At 39.4% G+C, this 16,496-nt stretch carries 11 protein-coding genes, 2 tRNA genes and 3 rRNA genes; 5 read left to right on the plus strand and 11 right to left on the minus strand.

Going from position 1 to position 16,496, the window contains the following annotated elements:
• Nucleotides 1-39 precede the first annotated feature (39 nt).
• Complete coding sequence (gene uvrB / locus KYG33_RS14005) at nucleotides 40-2,031, plus strand: excinuclease ABC subunit UvrB (RefSeq protein ID WP_219071938.1); 1,992 nt, start codon at nucleotides 40-42, stop codon at nucleotides 2,029-2,031.
• A gap of 80 nt (nucleotides 2,032-2,111) precedes the next feature.
• On the opposite strand, the gene KYG33_RS14010 is transcribed toward uvrB, so the two are convergent.
• The 4 genes from KYG33_RS14010 to KYG33_RS14025 all read right to left on the minus strand — a co-directional run bounded on the left by KYG33_RS14010 (nucleotide 2,112) and on the right by KYG33_RS14025 (nucleotide 4,975).
• Nucleotides 2,112-2,339 carry a DUF3820 family protein gene (locus KYG33_RS14010; protein WP_077419572.1) on the minus strand — a complete coding sequence of 76 codons (228 nt, stop codon included), beginning with the start codon at nucleotides 2,337-2,339 and terminating at the stop codon, nucleotides 2,112-2,114.
• A 21-nt stretch (nucleotides 2,340-2,360) separates the two neighbouring features.
• Nucleotides 2,361-3,440, minus strand: a complete 1,080-nt coding sequence (locus KYG33_RS14015) for an AI-2E family transporter (protein WP_077419388.1) — start codon at nucleotides 3,438-3,440, stop codon at nucleotides 2,361-2,363.
• Between the two features lie 11 nt (nucleotides 3,441-3,451).
• Nucleotides 3,452-4,180, minus strand: a complete 729-nt coding sequence (locus tag KYG33_RS14020; protein WP_047381924.1) for a beta-carotene 15,15'-monooxygenase — start codon at nucleotides 4,178-4,180, stop codon at nucleotides 3,452-3,454.
• Between the two features lie 72 nt (nucleotides 4,181-4,252).
• A complete protein-coding gene (locus KYG33_RS14025) occupies nucleotides 4,253-4,975 on the minus strand; it encodes a hypothetical protein (protein ID WP_232539029.1) in 723 nt (240 codons plus the stop codon).
• Between the two features lie 47 nt (nucleotides 4,976-5,022).
• Between KYG33_RS14025 and KYG33_RS14030 the strand changes: the two genes are divergently transcribed.
• Together KYG33_RS14030 and KYG33_RS14035 are read left to right on the plus strand one after the other, a co-directional pair.
• Nucleotides 5,023-6,000, plus strand: a complete 978-nt coding sequence (locus KYG33_RS14030) for an aminodeoxychorismate synthase component I (protein ID WP_077419386.1) — start codon at nucleotides 5,023-5,025, stop codon at nucleotides 5,998-6,000.
• Nucleotides 5,984-6,610, plus strand: a complete 627-nt coding sequence (locus tag KYG33_RS14035; RefSeq protein WP_077419385.1) for an aminotransferase class IV — start codon at nucleotides 5,984-5,986, stop codon at nucleotides 6,608-6,610. Before KYG33_RS14030 ends, KYG33_RS14035 begins: the two co-directional genes overlap by 17 nt.
• A 2-nt stretch (nucleotides 6,611-6,612) precedes the next feature.
• On the opposite strand, the gene menD is transcribed toward KYG33_RS14035, so the two are convergent.
• Nucleotides 6,613-8,283, minus strand: a complete 1,671-nt coding sequence (gene menD / locus KYG33_RS14040; protein ID WP_180564820.1) for a 2-succinyl-5-enolpyruvyl-6-hydroxy-3-cyclohexene-1-carboxylic-acid synthase — start codon at nucleotides 8,281-8,283, stop codon at nucleotides 6,613-6,615.
• Between the two features lie 84 nt (nucleotides 8,284-8,367).
• Between menD and KYG33_RS14045 the strand changes: the two genes are divergently transcribed.
• The gene (locus tag KYG33_RS14045; RefSeq protein WP_047381935.1) at nucleotides 8,368-9,318 is read left to right on the plus strand and encodes an isopenicillin N synthase family dioxygenase; all 951 of its coding nucleotides are present in this window, start codon (nucleotides 8,368-8,370) and stop codon (nucleotides 9,316-9,318) included.
• A gap of 106 nt (nucleotides 9,319-9,424) precedes the next feature.
• Here the strand turns inward: KYG33_RS14045 and KYG33_RS14050 are convergent, their stop codons facing one another.
• Entirely contained in the window at nucleotides 9,425-9,697 is a 273-nt protein-coding gene (locus KYG33_RS14050) for a bacteriocin-like protein (RefSeq protein ID WP_077419382.1), read from the minus strand.
• Between the two features lie 226 nt (nucleotides 9,698-9,923).
• Between KYG33_RS14050 and KYG33_RS14055 the strand changes: the two genes are divergently transcribed.
• Nucleotides 9,924-10,085: a bacteriocin-like protein gene (locus KYG33_RS14055; protein WP_219071939.1), complete on the plus strand. Its 162-nt coding sequence runs from the start codon at nucleotides 9,924-9,926 to the stop codon at nucleotides 10,083-10,085.
• A gap of 812 nt (nucleotides 10,086-10,897) precedes the next feature.
• Here the strand turns inward: KYG33_RS14055 and rrf are convergent.
• The 5 genes from rrf to KYG33_RS14080 all read right to left on the minus strand — a co-directional run bounded on the left by rrf (nucleotide 10,898) and on the right by KYG33_RS14080 (nucleotide 16,054).
• A 5S ribosomal RNA gene (gene rrf / locus KYG33_RS14060) occupies nucleotides 10,898-11,005 on the minus strand.
• A gap of 143 nt (nucleotides 11,006-11,148) precedes the next feature.
• Nucleotides 11,149-13,907: ribosomal RNA gene (locus KYG33_RS14065) — 23S ribosomal RNA — on the minus strand.
• Nucleotides 13,908-14,110: 203 nt separating this feature from the next.
• Nucleotides 14,111-14,184 (minus strand) — tRNA-Ala (locus KYG33_RS14070).
• An 82-nt stretch (nucleotides 14,185-14,266) separates the two neighbouring features.
• Nucleotides 14,267-14,340: transfer RNA gene (locus KYG33_RS14075), tRNA-Ile, on the minus strand.
• Nucleotides 14,341-14,537: 197 nt separating this feature from the next.
• A 16S ribosomal RNA gene (locus KYG33_RS14080) occupies nucleotides 14,538-16,054 on the minus strand.
• The 16S, 23S and 5S rRNA genes sit together here with 2 tRNA genes alongside, the layout of an rRNA operon.
• Between the last annotated feature and the right edge of the window lie 442 nt (nucleotides 16,055-16,496).

Below are 16,496 nucleotides of genomic sequence, written 5' to 3' on the forward strand. Positions count from 1 at the left end.
ATAATTTCTTTTGTATTTTTGTTGTATACATTCTTTTCTATGGATTTTAAGCTTCAATCAGAATATAAACCTACCGGAGATCAGCCCCAAGCTATTGAAAAACTTACTGAAGGTATAGAGATCGGTGAGAAATATCAAACACTTCTCGGGGTTACCGGCTCCGGAAAAACTTTTACTGTTGCGAATGTTGTAAAAAATGTTCAGCGTCCAACCTTAGTTCTGGCACACAATAAGACTCTTGCGGCACAGCTCTTCATGGAGTTTAAAGAGTTTTTTCCGGAAAATGCCGTGGAATACTTTGTAAGCTACTATGATTACTACCAGCCTGAGGCTTATATTGCCACAACAGGAACTTATATTGAAAAAGACCTGAGCATCAATGAAGAAGTTGAAAAGCTACGTCTTTCTGCAACAGCCAGTCTGCTTTCCGGAAGGAGAGACGTTTTGATTGTGGCATCCGTTTCCTGTATTTATGGTATCGGAAACCCTACAGAATTTCATAAATCTTTAATTTCCATTACTATTGGTGAAAAAGTGACAAGAACAGCACTTCTCCACTCATTAGTCAATGCATTATATGCCAGAACATTAAATGAATTTCAACGAGGAACATTCCGTGTAAAAGGAGATGTAATTGATGTTTTCCCTGCTTATACTGATAATGCGATCAGAATTCAGTTTTTTGGGGATGAAATTGAAAAAATTCAAAGTTTTGACCCAGTTACGGGAAATGTAGAGGATAATTTTGATCAAATACAGATTTACCCTGCCAATCTTTTTGTAACATCGAAGGATACCTTAAATGGTGCCATTAAAGATATTCAGGATGATATGGTAAAACAGGTTGATTTCTTTAGCTCTATTGGAAAACCATTAGAAGCCAAGCGGCTTCAGGAAAGAACCGAACTGGATCTTGAAATGATTAAAGAGCTGGGCTATTGTTCAGGAATTGAAAACTATTCGAGATACCTGGACGGCCGTCTTCCGGGAACAAGACCTTTCTGTCTGATTGATTATTTTCCTAAAGACTTTTTAATGGTTATTGATGAAAGCCACGTAACAGTTCCACAGGTTCATGCCATGTATGGAGGTGACCGAAGCAGAAAAGAAGCACTAGTGGAATATGGTTTCAGACTTCCGGCTGCAATGGATAACAGACCTTTAAAGTTTGAAGAATTTGAAGCCATTCAGAATCAGGTAATCTATGTATCTGCAACTCCTGCAGATTATGAACTTGAGAGAACCGGAGGAGCTTATATAGAGCAGATCATTCGCCCAACTGGACTTCTTGACCCGATTATTGAGGTAAGACCTACTATTAACCAGATTGATGATTTGATGGAGGAAATCCATAAAAGATCTGATGCTGATGAAAGAGTACTGGTAACCACTTTAACGAAGAAAATGGCGGAAGAGCTTACGAAATACTTTATTAAATTCGGAATCAGAACAAGATATATTCACTCTGATGTTGAAACGCTGGAACGTATTCAGATCATGCAGGATCTACGTCTGGGTCTTTTCGATGTGCTAATCGGAGTTAACTTATTACGAGAAGGATTGGATTTACCGGAGGTTTCGTTGGTTGCTATTCTGGATGCTGATAAAGAAGGAATGCTGAGAAGCAGAAGATCAATGATTCAAACCGTGGGACGTGCTGCAAGGAATGTGAACGGAAAAGCGATTATGTATGCTGACAAAATCACCAAATCTATGCAGGCTACCCTGGATGAAACTGAATACCGCCGTGCTAAACAAATACAGTACAACGATGATCATGGCCTGAAGCCAAAAGCATTAAATAAAAAGATTTCTGAAAATCTTGTCGGAAGAAGCAAAGACTTCCCTGATGAAAAATATACTCAAAAAGAGATTCTTCAAAAAGTTGCCGAAACAAAAGCAACCTATGCAAGTGAAGATATAGAGAAAATGATTACGCAGAAGCAGAAAGAAATGGAAGCTGCTGCAAAAAATCTTGACTTTATAAAAGCAGCCAAACTGAGAGATGAAATTACAGCTTTGAAAGCTTAAATAAAACTGTTTTATAAAAAGTTTCGGCGGCATCTTTGATGCCGCCGAAGCTTTATTCTGAGATTGAAATATTTTAATTTTTATAATCCGTTTCTTACTGCTGCTCTGATAGGAGTCAAAAGATCCATCAGACCATTTAATTTGATCTCATAAACTGTTGAAAGCTGCATTCCCAGTTTTCCCTTTGGCATTCCGTTTCTGTTGAACCATTCCAGGTAGCTTACCGGAAGATCTACCAGGACCGTTCCTTCATACTTCCCGAAAGGCATTTTCATGACACAGATTTCTTTTAATATTTCCGGATTGATTCCTTCCACGCTTTTATATAATTAAATTAATTTTTCTTCAAGATCATTCTTATTGGGTAATTCGAGGTCTGGAGGCGTATCTTCGTCTGAAAATTCATTTCTGTACACCTGAACCAGAAGAAGTGTCAGTGAGATCAGAATAGGCCCGAAAATAAGCCCCATGAAGCCAAAAAGATTCATTCCCATGATAATTCCGAATACAGTATTCAAAGGGTGGATATTTTCCAGTTTTTTCAAAAGGGTAAAACGAAGAAGATTATCTGTAAGGCCAACCACAACAACACAATAGATTGCTAAGCCGACTCCCTGTACTGTATTTCCTTCAGCAATCATAAAGATACACACCGGAGCATATATAATAGCAGTTCCTACCACAGGAATTACTGAAGCTGCTGCCGTCAGTGCAAAAAGGAGTATTGCTCCCGGTGCCCCAAAAATAAGATATCCTATAAGCGCTACGATCCCCTGTCCTACTGCCACAACGGGAATTCCGATAGCATTGGCCATAATCAGTTTTCTCATTTTATCGCCAATCAAAGCAATGTTGGATCTCTTCAATGGTGCGGAAGAAGTAAGAATCTTTTCGAAGAGTCTTGGTCTTTCCAACATAAAATAGAGTATAAAATACATGGACATCACTACGGTAAGCGTATTGAAAGTACCACTGACTGCAGATGTAGAAAACTTCCCTACATTATCTTTCAGTTTTGCCATATTCTCTTTGCTCAGAATATCAAATCCTGTTTTAGAGAAAATATAAGAATGTATTTTATCCAGGAAAATATTGAACTTGGCCATATAAGCCTGTGCATTTCCCAGCTTATCAATAATCAGATCGGCAATAAAATAGATAGGAAGAATAAGAACGATAAGACTCGCAAACATTAATGCAAACGCAGCAAGCGAAGGTTTCCATTTTTTTTCTTCCTGCAGATAAAAGTTATACTTCCTGCAGACTACATAAATGGTGATTGCTCCCAAAACGGAGGGAATAAACAATGCCAGATTAAAACAGATCAACCCTGCCAATACCACAATAATGGCCAGCAACGACATCTGCTTTATCGCAACACTGCTTATTTGTTTGTCCTTATTCATCATGTATTTTATATTTATTTACTGTACATAATTTGTCTTGGTTTTCCTAAGAAAGCACAATACGTAGAGTACATTACAATCATAATAAACGGAGCGGTTAAGATTACCCCAATTCCGCAAAGAATAACCCCTGCAATAGAGATCAGAAACCCTAAGAATCCGGTTAGTAAGAAAATCCCATAATTTTCTTTAGCAATATTGAAAGATTTCCCTAAGGCATCTGTAGCTGAAGCATTTTCAAATAACAGAATTGGATACCCTAATAAAAGGAAAGGATATACAAAAATAATAGGCAGCACACACAATGCAAGAGCAACTGAAGAAATAATCCCCGATAGAAGACTGTAGATCAATATATTTACAAAATTCTGACGGTATCCGATGAATAGATCAGAAAACTCAATAGGACTTTTGGTATTATATTTATTCACCATGTAGATCAATCCTACATACAAAGGAGATAATAAGAGACCGAAAAGACTGGAAGCACCCATATACAAAGGAAGTCCCGGAGCACTCCAATAATTAAAGTCACCTCCTGAAGATTTCATATCTTCTACGATAGAAGCAGAGTCAAATCCAGTAAGCATCTGAATAACAGATCCTCCAACCAGATAAATAATCATTGCTACGATTCCGTAACCGAAAACACCTTTATACATTTCAAAGGCATGAGAAATAATCGACCCCGTATCTCTGTTAGGCACAGAGCCTTGCTGATCAAATTCGTTAAATTCAGACATAGTTTAAATATTTAATGATTTTACCAAATTTAGCTTTTTTTAGTAAAAAATCATATCAAACACGAATGAATTTTAACTTTTCTCTGAAAAAACAGTTTTATAAAGTGAATATATCATAGCATTCCAAAACGGGAATGTGAAAAGTCCTCCTATCAAAAACAGAGCAAAACCCAAATACTTAAATAGAAAAGCAACAATTACACAAACCATTATTTCCACAAAATACATTTTAAGGGCTTTAAAGTTCAGAGAAATTGCTTCAAATATCCTTTTATTCGTAAAAAACATGAGCGGCGCTACAAATAGGGTCACTGCAACCCAAACCACCGCCAGTATTACGGTAGGAATTGTAAATCTGTAAATAAAGAACCAGAAAAGAAAATACCCTACATATTTAAAAAAGTTGAGCCCATTGTACCCTGCGAACAGATCCCCGATCACAATATTTTCTTTAAGATCAATTTTCCTGAAGATCTGGAACATCCCAAGATTTAATGGATACAAAAACGCTGTAGTTCCCCAGATGGCCAGTGTAAACATCTGATAATTTTCGGTAGCTGTTATTTCTTCCATTTTTTTCAGATACACCTTAGTGCCTTGCAAAAAGGCCTCCTCCAATTCTTTATTGTAAGAGAAAACGTCATATTTCGCTCCAAAAAGCATAACAGCGGTAAGCAATATTGCAAAAAAGATGATGGAAAACATCAACTGAAAGACCAGTGTTTTATTCCAATAAAAAAAAGCCTGCTTCAATATAAAATCTAGTCCCGGTTTCTGAGGATATTTGTTCTGCATCATAAAAAATTTATGCAAAAGTAAACATCAATAATTATTTTTGCAGAATGTTTTCAATGAATCATCAAAAATTTATGGAAATGGACGAGCTTTCTCTTCAGAAGGTTCCCTATTTTTTCGTAATCGACTTTCTCTCGGAGAATGTCGAAATATATCAGCAACATGAAATTGAAAAATCAGGTTTAATTATTGATTTTCAAGAGTTTTCAAACATAAAAGAAACACACACGCTAGATAAAAAAGTACTCTGGAAGTCGTTTCCTGAAACGTTGGAAAGCTTTAAAACCGGCTTTGATAAGGTTCAGAAAAATATTCGTTTGGGAAACTCTTATTTAGTAAACTATACTAGAAAAACGAAAATAGAGACAAATTTAACCTTAAAAGAGATTTTTTATCATTCAAATGCAAAGTATAAAGTTTTTTATAAAGATTTTTTTGTATTTTTTTCTCCTGAAACTTTTGTAAAGATCATTAATGGTAAAATTTTAACCTATCCCATGAAAGGTACTATTGATGCCTCTATTGAAAATGCTGCGGAAATACTGAAAAATGATAAAAAGGAAAAAGCAGAACATTACACTGTAGTAGATCTGCTCAGGAATGATCTGAGCATGGTGGCTGATGATGTAAGCGTGGACCAGTTCCAGCATATTGATTTCATCAAAACCCAGCAAAAGGATCTGTATGCAATGAGTTCTGAAATTTCAGGAATAATAAAACCTGAATTTGATGGAAAAGTAGGAAGTATTATGCAGAAGCTTCTTCCTGCTGGCTCTATTTTAGGAGCTCCCAAGCCTAAAACGCTGGAAATAATTCTGGATGCGGAAGGGTATGAAAGAGGATATTACACGGGCGTTTGCGGCTGGTTTGACGGCGAAAATGTTGACAGCTGTGTGATGATCCGTTTTATAGAAAAAGAAGGAAATCAACTCTATTTCAAAAGCGGAGGCGGTATAACGCATATGAGTAAATTAGAAGACGAGTATCAGGAAATGAAAAATAAAATCTATGTCCCAATTCATTGAAAGCATTAAAGTAGAAGATCAGGAGATTTTTCTATTAGACCTACACCAGAAACGTGTCAATCAAACATTTTCCCATTTTGGGAAAGAAGACTCTATTGATCTGGCCAAGATCTACAAAAATCTGCAGCATGACGAGGATGGTCTTTTCAAACTAAGAATTTCTTATGATCTCGACAAAAGAGTCAGGACACAGATGATTCCTTATGCTATTCCTGAGATTCAGAATTTCAAGCTGGTAGAGAACAACAGTTTTGATTATTCATTTAAGTTTGAAGACCGTAAAGAGTTGGATAAAATGAAGATGAAATCCAAAGCAGAAGAAATTATCATCGTTAAAAATAATCATATCACCGACACCTCTTTTTCCAACCTTTTATTTTTAAAAGGGAAAGACTGGTTTACTCCCGCTACCTATCTTCTGAACGGGGTACAAAGACAACATCTTTTAAAGCATAAAAAGATCAAAGAAACGGAGATCACTTTACAAAATATAAAGCAATTCACCCATTTCCAGATCATTAATGCATTGAATGATTTTGATGATATGTTCATCTATCCCATCGACAGAATTATCAATCTGCCGGGGAATGAAGAATATCTTGATCTTTAAGATTATTTCATAAATTCAAAGTATGACTTCAGTACATCTGCGCTATTCTTCCCGTGAGTATTTACTTCAAGGATTTTTGGCTGTGCGTCAGGTTTGAAGAAATTCTCAAGAACTCTGTCAAGCGTAATTTCATCCTCTACCTTTATGTAGGAGAACCCAAAGTGCTTGGCAAGAGATTCTGCATTTTTACGGTGTTTTGTGGCAATAAACTCGTCTAATGTATTCGGGTTGGCATTTCCGGGACCAGGAATGATTTTAAAGATATTTCCTTCACCATTATTGAAGATCATAATTCTTACGAACGGCGGAATATATTGATTCCAAAGTCCATTGATATCATAAAAGAAACTTAAATCTCCCGTGATCAGTAAAGTAGGGTTTTCATTTTTAATAGCAAACCCCATTGCCGTAGAAGTAGATCCGTCAATACCACTTGTTCCTCTGTTACAGTACATTTTTCGTTTTCCAAAATCAAACAGCTGTGCATATCTGATCCCGGAAGAATTACTGAAATGGATGTTATAATTTTCAGGAATCGTCTGTGAAGCCTTATTGAAGAAATAAAAATCTGAGAAATCAATCGTATTTAAAAACTGCTCGTGTTTAGCATCTTTTTTATCCCTTAAAACGTCCCAAAGGTTAAAATAAGGTCTAGGCTCCAGATTGATAAATTTCAACAATTTTGAGAAGAAAACTTCAGGCTTAACTTCAATTTTTTCTGTCAGTGAGAAATAAGTATCCGGCTGCCATACTTCATCCAGATGCCAGTGCTGCTTAGGACGGGCACTTCTCAGGAACTGTTTTACTTTTTTGGAAACTACATTCTGCCCTACTGTAATCAACAGGTCGGGGGCATAGGTTTTATAGTCTTCTTCTGTAAAATTAAATATATAGCGGTCTATATGTTTGAAAAACTTCTCATGATGCAGGTTAGAATTAGCTTCGCTTAAAACAATAACAGAATGGTTTTTCACCAATTGCGTCAATTGATTTTCCAACTCAGGACTGTAATCTCTTGTTCCTACCAACAGCATAATTCTTTGTGAAGTGTGCCATTCTGCAATTAAATTTGAAGGGATTTCATACTCTTTATGCTTGATTGTTTTTTCTACCGTAGGAAAAGTAGGAAGTTCTGATACAAGCTCATACAAAGGCTCCTCCAATGGAATATTAATATGTACAGGCCCCTGCTTTTCAAAGCAAAGTTCAATGGCTTTTTTAATGATATCGAAATTAATATCTTCTGCATGTTCTTTGCTGTCTTCCAAAAGCTGGAAGTCACCATAAGAATGCTGATGAAAAACATCCTTCTGTCTTATCGTCTGCCCATCGAACAGATCAACATAATCAGTCGGTCGGTCAGCAGTAAGTACCAAAAGTGGAATATTCTGATAAAAAGCTTCAGTAACAGCAGGATAGTAATTTACCACTGCAGATCCACTGGTACAGGTAATTGCTACCGGCTTCTTTTCGCTTTTCGCCATTCCCATTGCCACAAAAGCAGCACTTCTTTCGTCTACAATACTGTAACAGTTGAAACTATCTACCTCTGAAAAATGAATGGCCAAAGGAGCATTTCTTGACCCCGGAGAAATTACAATATCAGCAATTCCGTACTGTTGAAGAAGATGTGCAAGTATTTGGATACTTCTCTTAGAAGAATATTTTTTCATACAGCAAATTTAACTTATAAATAATGATTTTAAAATCATTTAATTTAAAAAAAATGTAATTTTGCTATTCGTAAATTTCTAAAAATGGATAAAATACCTAGTGTAGACCTGCGTGATTTCCTTTCGGACAACCCGGAACGCAAACAGAAATTTGTAAATGAAATCGGAAAAGCTTATGAAGAAATTGGTTTTGTAGCCTTAAAAGGCCACTTTCTTGATGACAACCTAGTGGATGATTTGTATGGAGAGGTAAAAAACTTTTTTGAACAGCCAGTGGAAACAAAAAAGAAGTATGAGATTCCAGGTATTGGCGGCCAGAGAGGTTATGTAGGATTTGGAAAAGAAACTGCAAAAGGTTTCAAAAGAGGAGACTTAAAAGAATTCTGGCACTTTGGGCAATATTTGTCTGATGATTCAAAATACAGAACTGAGTATCCAGACAATGTAATCGTTGAAGAACTTCCGAAATTCAACGAAGTGGGTAAAGAAGCATTCCAGATGCTTGAGAAAACAGGACAGTATGTTCTAAGAGCTTTAGCATTGCACCTTGGTTTAAATGAATTTTATTTTGATGACAAAATAGCAGAAGGAAATTCTATTTTAAGACCTATTCATTATCCTCCAATTACTGAAGAGCCGGATGATGCTGTAAGAGCTGCTGCTCACGGTGACATTAACCTTATTACTCTTTTAATGGGAGCACAAGGGAAAGGACTTCAGGTTCAGAACCACACCGGAGAATGGATTGATGCCATTGCAGAACCGGATGAACTGATGATTAATGTTGGAGATATGCTTTCAAGACATACCAACAACAAACTGAAATCTACAATCCACAGAGTGGTAAACCCGCCAAGAGAGCTGTGGAGTACTTCAAGATATTCAATTCCTTTCTTTATGCATCCTATCAGTGCAATGTCTTTAAATGCACTTGAAAATTGTGTAGACGAAAATAATCCAAAACTATACGAAGATACAACTGCCGGAGAATTCCTGCATGAACGCTTGATCGAATTAGGATTGATTAAAAAATAAATAAAGAGGCTGTCTCAACGTTGAGACAGCCTTTTTTATTCTATTCCTTATTATAAGAAATATACAAACACATTTACATAGCAAATTGATGTTTAATCATTTTGTTTTATCCTGTTATACAATAAAATTCAGGACATGGTGTAGGCTGTGTAAAAGTTCCCCACGGACAGATACAGGTATAAGAATCACCACCACCGCCAGGATTTCCTCCACCTCCCGGATTTCCTCCGTAAGGCACACATTTTCCACCTGAACAGATCTCCCCCGCAGAGCATCCTCCTTCTCCTGGGCCTCCGCCTTCAAAACAATAGGCCGGGAAATCTACTCCGGCTACAATACTTCTCTTGTCTTCTCTTGAAAGTTTTTTTAGATTTTTCATAGTTTTTGATTTTTAGTATTTCCTACTCTATAAGCTTTTCGGATAACGCTTACTTAAAAATAATATTTATTCCTTTAATAATCAAACATTTAAATAAAATTGAGTTTCTAATAAATTCAAGAGACACTGGTTTCATTAAAATTTATTTTTTTATATACCATATCCTGTTTAATTTAAAATATTTTATTTATTTTTACTTTACCTACAAATTTTTAATTAAAAAAATATGAAAAATTTAAAAAAACTACAAAAAAACCAGTTAAAAAACATTTCTGGAGGTGCTACTCTTCCTGAAATAGATTTCTGTATGTATTATTGCAGCGGAGTAATTGTTTGCGCTACCTGCAGTGATGATTTCAAATGCCCGGACACAAACAGTGATATGTAAGATTGAAAATCAAAATGTGATAAAATAGCACCGTTTCTTTAGAGAAGCGGTTTTTTATTTCTTTTGAATTAAAATAAGATGGATTTTGGTAAGTTATACATCTTTCTTACATCTAAGTAAGCCTTCAAGTATAATAATCGATTTATAAGCTTAAATTTAAAGTATTCTTAAGTAAGATTTATATATACTATAAAATAGGATTGATGAGGAAATACTTTAACAAATTTCAGAAGCCTTCTCCCGCTATCCATTCATACTCCTCACGCCAGGCTGTCCTGCGCTGCATCCCACTGGCTCTCCCAGGCATGCTGCGGGGTAACCATTACTATCGGGGCTAGGAAGGAGTCTAATTATAAGTTATAAGTTATGAATGATGAGTTGTGTGGCTCTGGGTTCTGCGTATGAACTGTGGATGAAAAATGATAAGTTCTAAATCGAACTAATATCCCTTTTTCCGATTATGTCATTCCGTAGGAATCCAGGCTTATTTATTAGAATCTTAAGAGTTCAAAGGAATACTATAGATGTTTTAATATTTAAGTGATTGATAAATTGATAATCTTAGATCTACTTAATTATAAAATTTAAAAGGTATTGTATAGACTCATGGGGAGTGGAATATGTATCAATGGTATTGGATAACAGTAGGGACAATCAATAATGATTGATTGTTTATTTATTACTCATTATTTATGAGTTCAGGTGTTTTGTTTTGTTTTGTTTTGCTTTATTTAGTTGGGTATAGTGCTTGGGTATAACGCAAAAAAAAATCCTTTATCTTATGATAAAGGATTTTTTAAAAATAAAATAAAAACTGGCGGCGGCCTACTCTCCCGCTTTCGCAGTACCATCGGCGCTGGTGGGCTTAACTTCTGTGTTCGGAATGGGAACAGGTGAGCCCCACCGCTAAAACCACCCTAAAGAAGGTATATAAGGCTGCACGGTATAGATAAAAGGATACAGGTTTTACCTGCTTCCCAATAGCTACCATCTGCTACCTGGTTATTTTCGATAAAAACTTTCACAAAGAGGTAACCTTGCTGCACTTTCGTGCGCCATATTAGGCTATAAATCTACGGGTAATTAGTACTACTCGGCTATGACATTACTGTCTTTACACCTGTAGCCTATCAACGTCGTCATCTCCAACGACCCTTAAAAGATGTCTCATCTTGAGGCGAGTTTCGCACTTATATGCTTTCAGTGCTTATCTCTTCCAAACGTAGCTACTCAGCAGTGCACCTGGCGGTACAACTGATACACCAGAGGTTTGTTCAATTCGGTCCTCTCGTACTAGAATCAAGCCCTCTCAAACATCTAACGCCCGCAATAGATAGAGACCGAACTGTCTCACGACGTTCTGAACCCAGCTCGCGTGCCACTTTAATGGGCGAACAGCCCAACCCTTGGGACCTTCTCCAGCCCCAGGATGTGACGAGCCGACATCGAGGTGCCGAACCTCCCCGTCGATGTGAGCTCTTGGGGGAGACTAGCCTGTTATCCCCGGAGTACCTTTTATCCTATGAGCGATGGCCCTTCCATACGGAACCACCGGATCACTATGTCCTGCTTTCGCACCTGATCGACTTGTAGGTCTCACAGTCAAGCACCCTTATGCCATTACACTCTACGCACGGTTACCAAGCGTGCTGAGGGTACCTTTGAAAGCCTCCGTTACTCTTTTGGAGGCGACCACCCCAGTCAAACTACCCACCACGCAATGTCCTTCCCTTAAGAAGTTAGGCTCCAAGTAAGTAAAGGGTGGTATTTCAACGTTGGCTCCACCTACACTAGCGTGCAAGCTTCAAAGCCTCCCACCTATCCTACACATTACTTACTCAAAGTCAATACGAAGTTATAGTAAAGGTTCACAGGGTCTTTTCGTCCCATTGCGGGTAATCGGCATCTTCACCGATACTACAATTTCACAGAGCTCATGGTTGAGACAGTGCCCAGATCGTTACACCATTCGTGCAGGTCGGAACTTACCCGACAAGGAATTTCGCTACCTTAGGACCGTTATAGTTACGGCCGCCGTTTACTGGGGCTTCAGTCAATGCCTTCGGTTTAACCCTAAGCACCTTCCTTAACCTTCCAGCACCGGGCAGGTGTCAGACCCTATACTGCATCTTTCGATTTTGCAGAGTCCTGTGTTTTTGATAAACAGTCGCCTGGGCCTCTTTACTGCGGCCACCATTGCTGATGGCGTCTCTTCTCCCGAAGTTACGAGACTATTTTGCCTAGTTCCTTAACCATGATTCACTCTAGCACCTTAGGATTCTCTCCTCGACTACCTGTGTCGGTTTTGGTACGGGTTGCTTCACTTCGGCTTTTCTTGGAAGCACTTTCCCTACAGCAGCTTCGCCCGAAGGCTAGGCCTTGACTATTCCGTCAGTCTCCAGTAAGTACGGCACTCCGTCCCCTTTTTAGTGTGAGCAAGTATGGGAATATTAACCCATTGTCCATCCACTACCCCTTTCGGGTTCGCGTTAGGTCCCGACTAACCCTCAGCTGATTAGCATGGCTGAGGAAACCTTAGTCTTTCGGTGAGCGGGTTTCTCGCCCGCTTTATCGTTACTTATGCCTACATTTTCTTTTCTATCCGCTCCACAATACCTCACAGTACTGCTTCAGCGCAAATAGAATGCTCTCCTACCAGATGTATCTAAAATACAAATCCATAGCTTCGGTAATATGTTTATGCCCGATTATTATCCATGCCGGACCGCTCGACTAGTGAGCTGTTACGCACTCTTTAAATGAATGGCTGCTTCCAAGCCAACATCCTAGCTGTCAATGCAGTCCAACCGCGTTGTTTCAACTTAACATATATTTTGGGACCTTAGCTGTTGGTCTGGGTTCTTTCCCTCTCGGACATGGACCTTAGCACCCATGCCCTCACTGCCGTAGAACATTTATTAGCATTCGGAGTTTGTCAGGAATTGGTAGGCGATGAAACCCCCGCATCCAATCAGTAGCTCTACCTCTAATAAACTTATATACGACGCTGCACCTAAATGCATTTCGGAGAGTACGAGCTATCTCCCAGTTTGATTGGCCTTTCACCCCTACCCACAGGTCATCCGAAGACTTTTCAACGTCAACCGGTTCGGTCCTCCACTCTGTGTTACCAGAGCTTCAACCTGCCCATGGGTAGATCACAAGGTTTCGCGTCTAATCCTACTAACTATACGCCCTATTCAGACTCGCTTTCGCTCCGGCTCCGGTACTTAATACCTTAACCTCGCTAGTAAAATTAACTCGTAGGCTCATTATGCAAAAGGCACGCCGTCACAGCTTAATGCTGCTCCGACCGCTTGTAGGCGTACGGTTTCAGGTTCTATTTCACCCTTCTATTCGAAGTGCTTTTCACCTTTCCTTCACAGTACTTGTTCACTATCGGTCTTTCAGGAGTATTTAGCCTTGGAGGATGGTCCCCCCATATTCAGACAGGATTTCACGTGTCCCGCCCTACTCATTTATCACTCAAATATGCCTTTCATATACGGGGCTATCACCCTCTACGGCCGTTCTTTCCAGAACATTCTATTAAACATATATCAGCTTTTGGGCTAATCCGCTTTCGCTCGCCACTACTTACGGAATCTCTTCGATTTCTTTTCCTCCGGGTACTTAGATGTTTCAGTTCTCCGGGTTTGCTCCTCTTACGAGGTGACTGGTCTTCAACCAGCCGGGTTGCCCCATTCGGACATCTGCGGATCAATTCGTGTGTGCCAATCCCCGCAGCTTTTCGCAGCTTACCACGTCCTTCGTCGCCTCTGAAAGCCTAGGCATCCGCCATACGCCCTTAACGATTTCTTTCCTAATAATTATATTAGTTCAGTATTTTTTGATAAATTTAATTTATCGATATTTTTATAAACTCGGCACTCGAAAGTGCTCGGTTATCTCTTTGTGATGTCTTTACCGTTAATGTCAATGATCTTAAATTCTTTTTGTACAACTGATGAACAGATATTGTTTTTGGCTCTATCCGTAACTTTTAAATCAGTCTTCCAAAACTGTGGAGAATAAGGGAGTCGAACCCTTGACCTCCTGCGTGCAAGGCAGGCGCTCTAGCCAGCTGAGCTAATTCCCCTCTAGTTGCTGTTGGCTATTTGCTTCTGGCTTCTGGCATTTTTGCCATCAGCTATAAGCTATTTGCCAGCCGCTTTAATTAGTAGTCTCGGGCAGGCTCGAACTGCCGACCTCTACATTATCAGTGTAGCGCTCTAACCAGCTGAGCTACGAGACTTTATATGAGTTATGGGAATGAGTAAGTAAGTTATACTTTTCCTCTTCTTCATTTCTCAATCTCTTTCCCTATACTAATTTCTAGTGGGTGTTGTATTTTTAATATAACCAACCAAACAAAAAACTAAAGCTTTACTTTGAAGTAAGTGCATGGTACATTTAAGTACCTTTGTTTTTTTATCGTCTTACGACGCTCTAAAATGAGATGTTCCAGCCGCACCTTCCGGTACGGCTACCTTGTTACGACTTAGCCCTAGTTACCTGTTTTACCCTAGGCAGCTCCTTTTACGGTCACCGACTTCAGGTACCCCAGACTTCCATGGCTTGACGGGCGGTGTGTACAAGGCCCGGGAACGTATTCACCGCGCCATGGCTGATGCGCGATTACTAGCGATTCCAGCTTCATAGAGTCGAGTTGCAGACTCCAATCCGAACTGAGACCAGCTTTCGAGATTTGCATCACGTCACCGTGTAGCTGCCCTCTGTACTGGCCATTGTATTACGTGTGTGGCCCAAGGCGTAAGGGCCGTGATGATTTGACGTCATCCCCACCTTCCTCTCTACTTGCGTAGGCAGTCTCACTAGAGTCCCCAACTTAATGATGGCAACTAGTGACAGGGGTTGCGCTCGTTGCAGGACTTAACCTAACACCTCACGGCACGAGCTGACGACAACCATGCAGCACCTTGAAAAATGTCCGAAGAAAAGTCTATTTCTAAACCTGTCATTTCCCATTTAAGCCTTGGTAAGGTTCCTCGCGTATCATCGAATTAAACCACATAATCCACCGCTTGTGCGGGCCCCCGTCAATTCCTTTGAGTTTCATTCTTGCGAACGTACTCCCCAGGTGGCTAACTTATCACTTTCGCTTAGTCTCTGATTCCGAAAAACCAAAAACGAGTTAGCATCGTTTACGGCGTGGACTACCAGGGTATCTAATCCTGTTCGCTCCCCACGCTTTCGTCCATCAGCGTCAGTTGTTGCTTAGTAACCTGCCTTCGCAATTGGTGTTCTAAGTAATATCTATGCATTTCACCGCTACACTACTTATTCCAGCTACTTCAACAACACTCAAGACCTGCAGTATCAATGGCAGTTTCACAGTTAAGCTGTGAGATTTCACCACTGACTTACAGATCCGCCTACGGACCCTTTAAACCCAATAAATCCGGATAACGCTTGCACCCTCCGTATTACCGCGGCTGCTGGCACGGAGTTAGCCGGTGCTTATTCGTATAGTACCTTCAGCTACCCTCACGAGGGTAGGTTTATCCCTATACAAAAGAAGTTTACAACCCATAGGGCCGTCGTCCTTCACGCGGGATGGCTGGATCAGGCTCTCACCCATTGTCCAATATTCCTCACTGCTGCCTCCCGTAGGAGTCTGGTCCGTGTCTCAGTACCAGTGTGGGGGATCACCCTCTCAGGCCCCCTAAAGATCGTTGACTTGGTGAGCCGTTACCTCACCAACTATCTAATCTTGCGCGTGCCCATCTCTATCCACCGGAGTTTTCAATTTAAAATGATGCCATTCTAAATATTATGGGGTATTAATCTCCCTTTCGAAAGGCTATCCCCCAGATAAAGGCAGGTTGCACACGTGTTCCGCACCCGTACGCCGCTCTCTCATTTCCGAAGAAACAATACCGCTCGGCTTGCATGTGTTAGGCCTCCCGCTAGCGTTCATCCTGAGCCAGGATCAAACTCTCCATTGTATGTTTGTCTGACTCACTCAAAGTTTTTTTTACGCTTTAGTTTTTCCTTACTTGGTTGTTATATTGTATGTCAATGATCTTTATATCTTTCGCTTTGTAACGAAGCACTCTCTTCTGTCAGTGGCGCTCCGTATTTGCGAGTGCAAAAGTAAAACTTTATTTCTTAATGACCAAATGTTTTGAAAGAAAATTTTAAAGTTTTTTAAGTAACCTTAATCCCTCTCCTAAACCTTAATCACTCTACTCCTGCGCTCCCTTTATTTGGGACTGCAAAGATACAAACTCTTTTTAAACTCGCAACTTTTTTTGATAAAAAAATTAAAGTTTTTTGTCTGCCTCTTTTTGAAGTATCATAATGTCTATGCTTATCTAAAAGCTCTCCTGCGCTACTGTATTACTCTCGTTTTTCAGTGGGGCAAAGATAACAACTTATTGCAACGCA

Origin of the sequence: Chryseobacterium sp. D764 (assembly GCF_019317325.1) — a bacterium.
Taxonomy (GTDB): Bacteria; Bacteroidota; Bacteroidia; order Flavobacteriales; family Weeksellaceae; genus Chryseobacterium.

Excerpts from the sequence above, each read along its gene's own strand:
- KYG33_RS14025 (WP_232539029.1), bottom strand. The coding sequence starts at position 4,975 with ATGCAGAACAAATATCCTCAGAAACCGGGACTAGATTTTATATTGAAG.
- KYG33_RS14015 (WP_077419388.1), bottom strand. The coding sequence starts at position 3,440 with ATGATGAATAAGGACAAACAAATAAGCAGTGTTGCGATAAAGCAGATG.
- KYG33_RS14055 (WP_219071939.1), top strand. The coding sequence starts at position 9,924 with ATGAAAAATTTAAAAAAACTACAAAAAAACCAGTTAAAAAACATTTCT.
- KYG33_RS14030 (WP_077419386.1), top strand. The coding sequence starts at position 5,023 with ATGTTTTCAATGAATCATCAAAAATTTATGGAAATGGACGAGCTTTCT.
- KYG33_RS14035 (WP_077419385.1), top strand. The coding sequence starts at position 5,984 with ATGTCCCAATTCATTGAAAGCATTAAAGTAGAAGATCAGGAGATTTTT.
- uvrB (WP_219071938.1), top strand. The coding sequence starts at position 40 with ATGGATTTTAAGCTTCAATCAGAATATAAACCTACCGGAGATCAGCCC.
- KYG33_RS14045 (WP_047381935.1), top strand. The coding sequence starts at position 8,368 with ATGGATAAAATACCTAGTGTAGACCTGCGTGATTTCCTTTCGGACAAC.
- menD (WP_180564820.1), bottom strand. The coding sequence starts at position 8,283 with ATGAAAAAATATTCTTCTAAGAGAAGTATCCAAATACTTGCACATCTT.
- KYG33_RS14020 (WP_047381924.1), bottom strand. The coding sequence starts at position 4,180 with ATGTCTGAATTTAACGAATTTGATCAGCAAGGCTCTGTGCCTAACAGA.
- KYG33_RS14050 (WP_077419382.1), bottom strand. The coding sequence starts at position 9,697 with ATGAAAAATCTAAAAAAACTTTCAAGAGAAGACAAGAGAAGTATTGTA.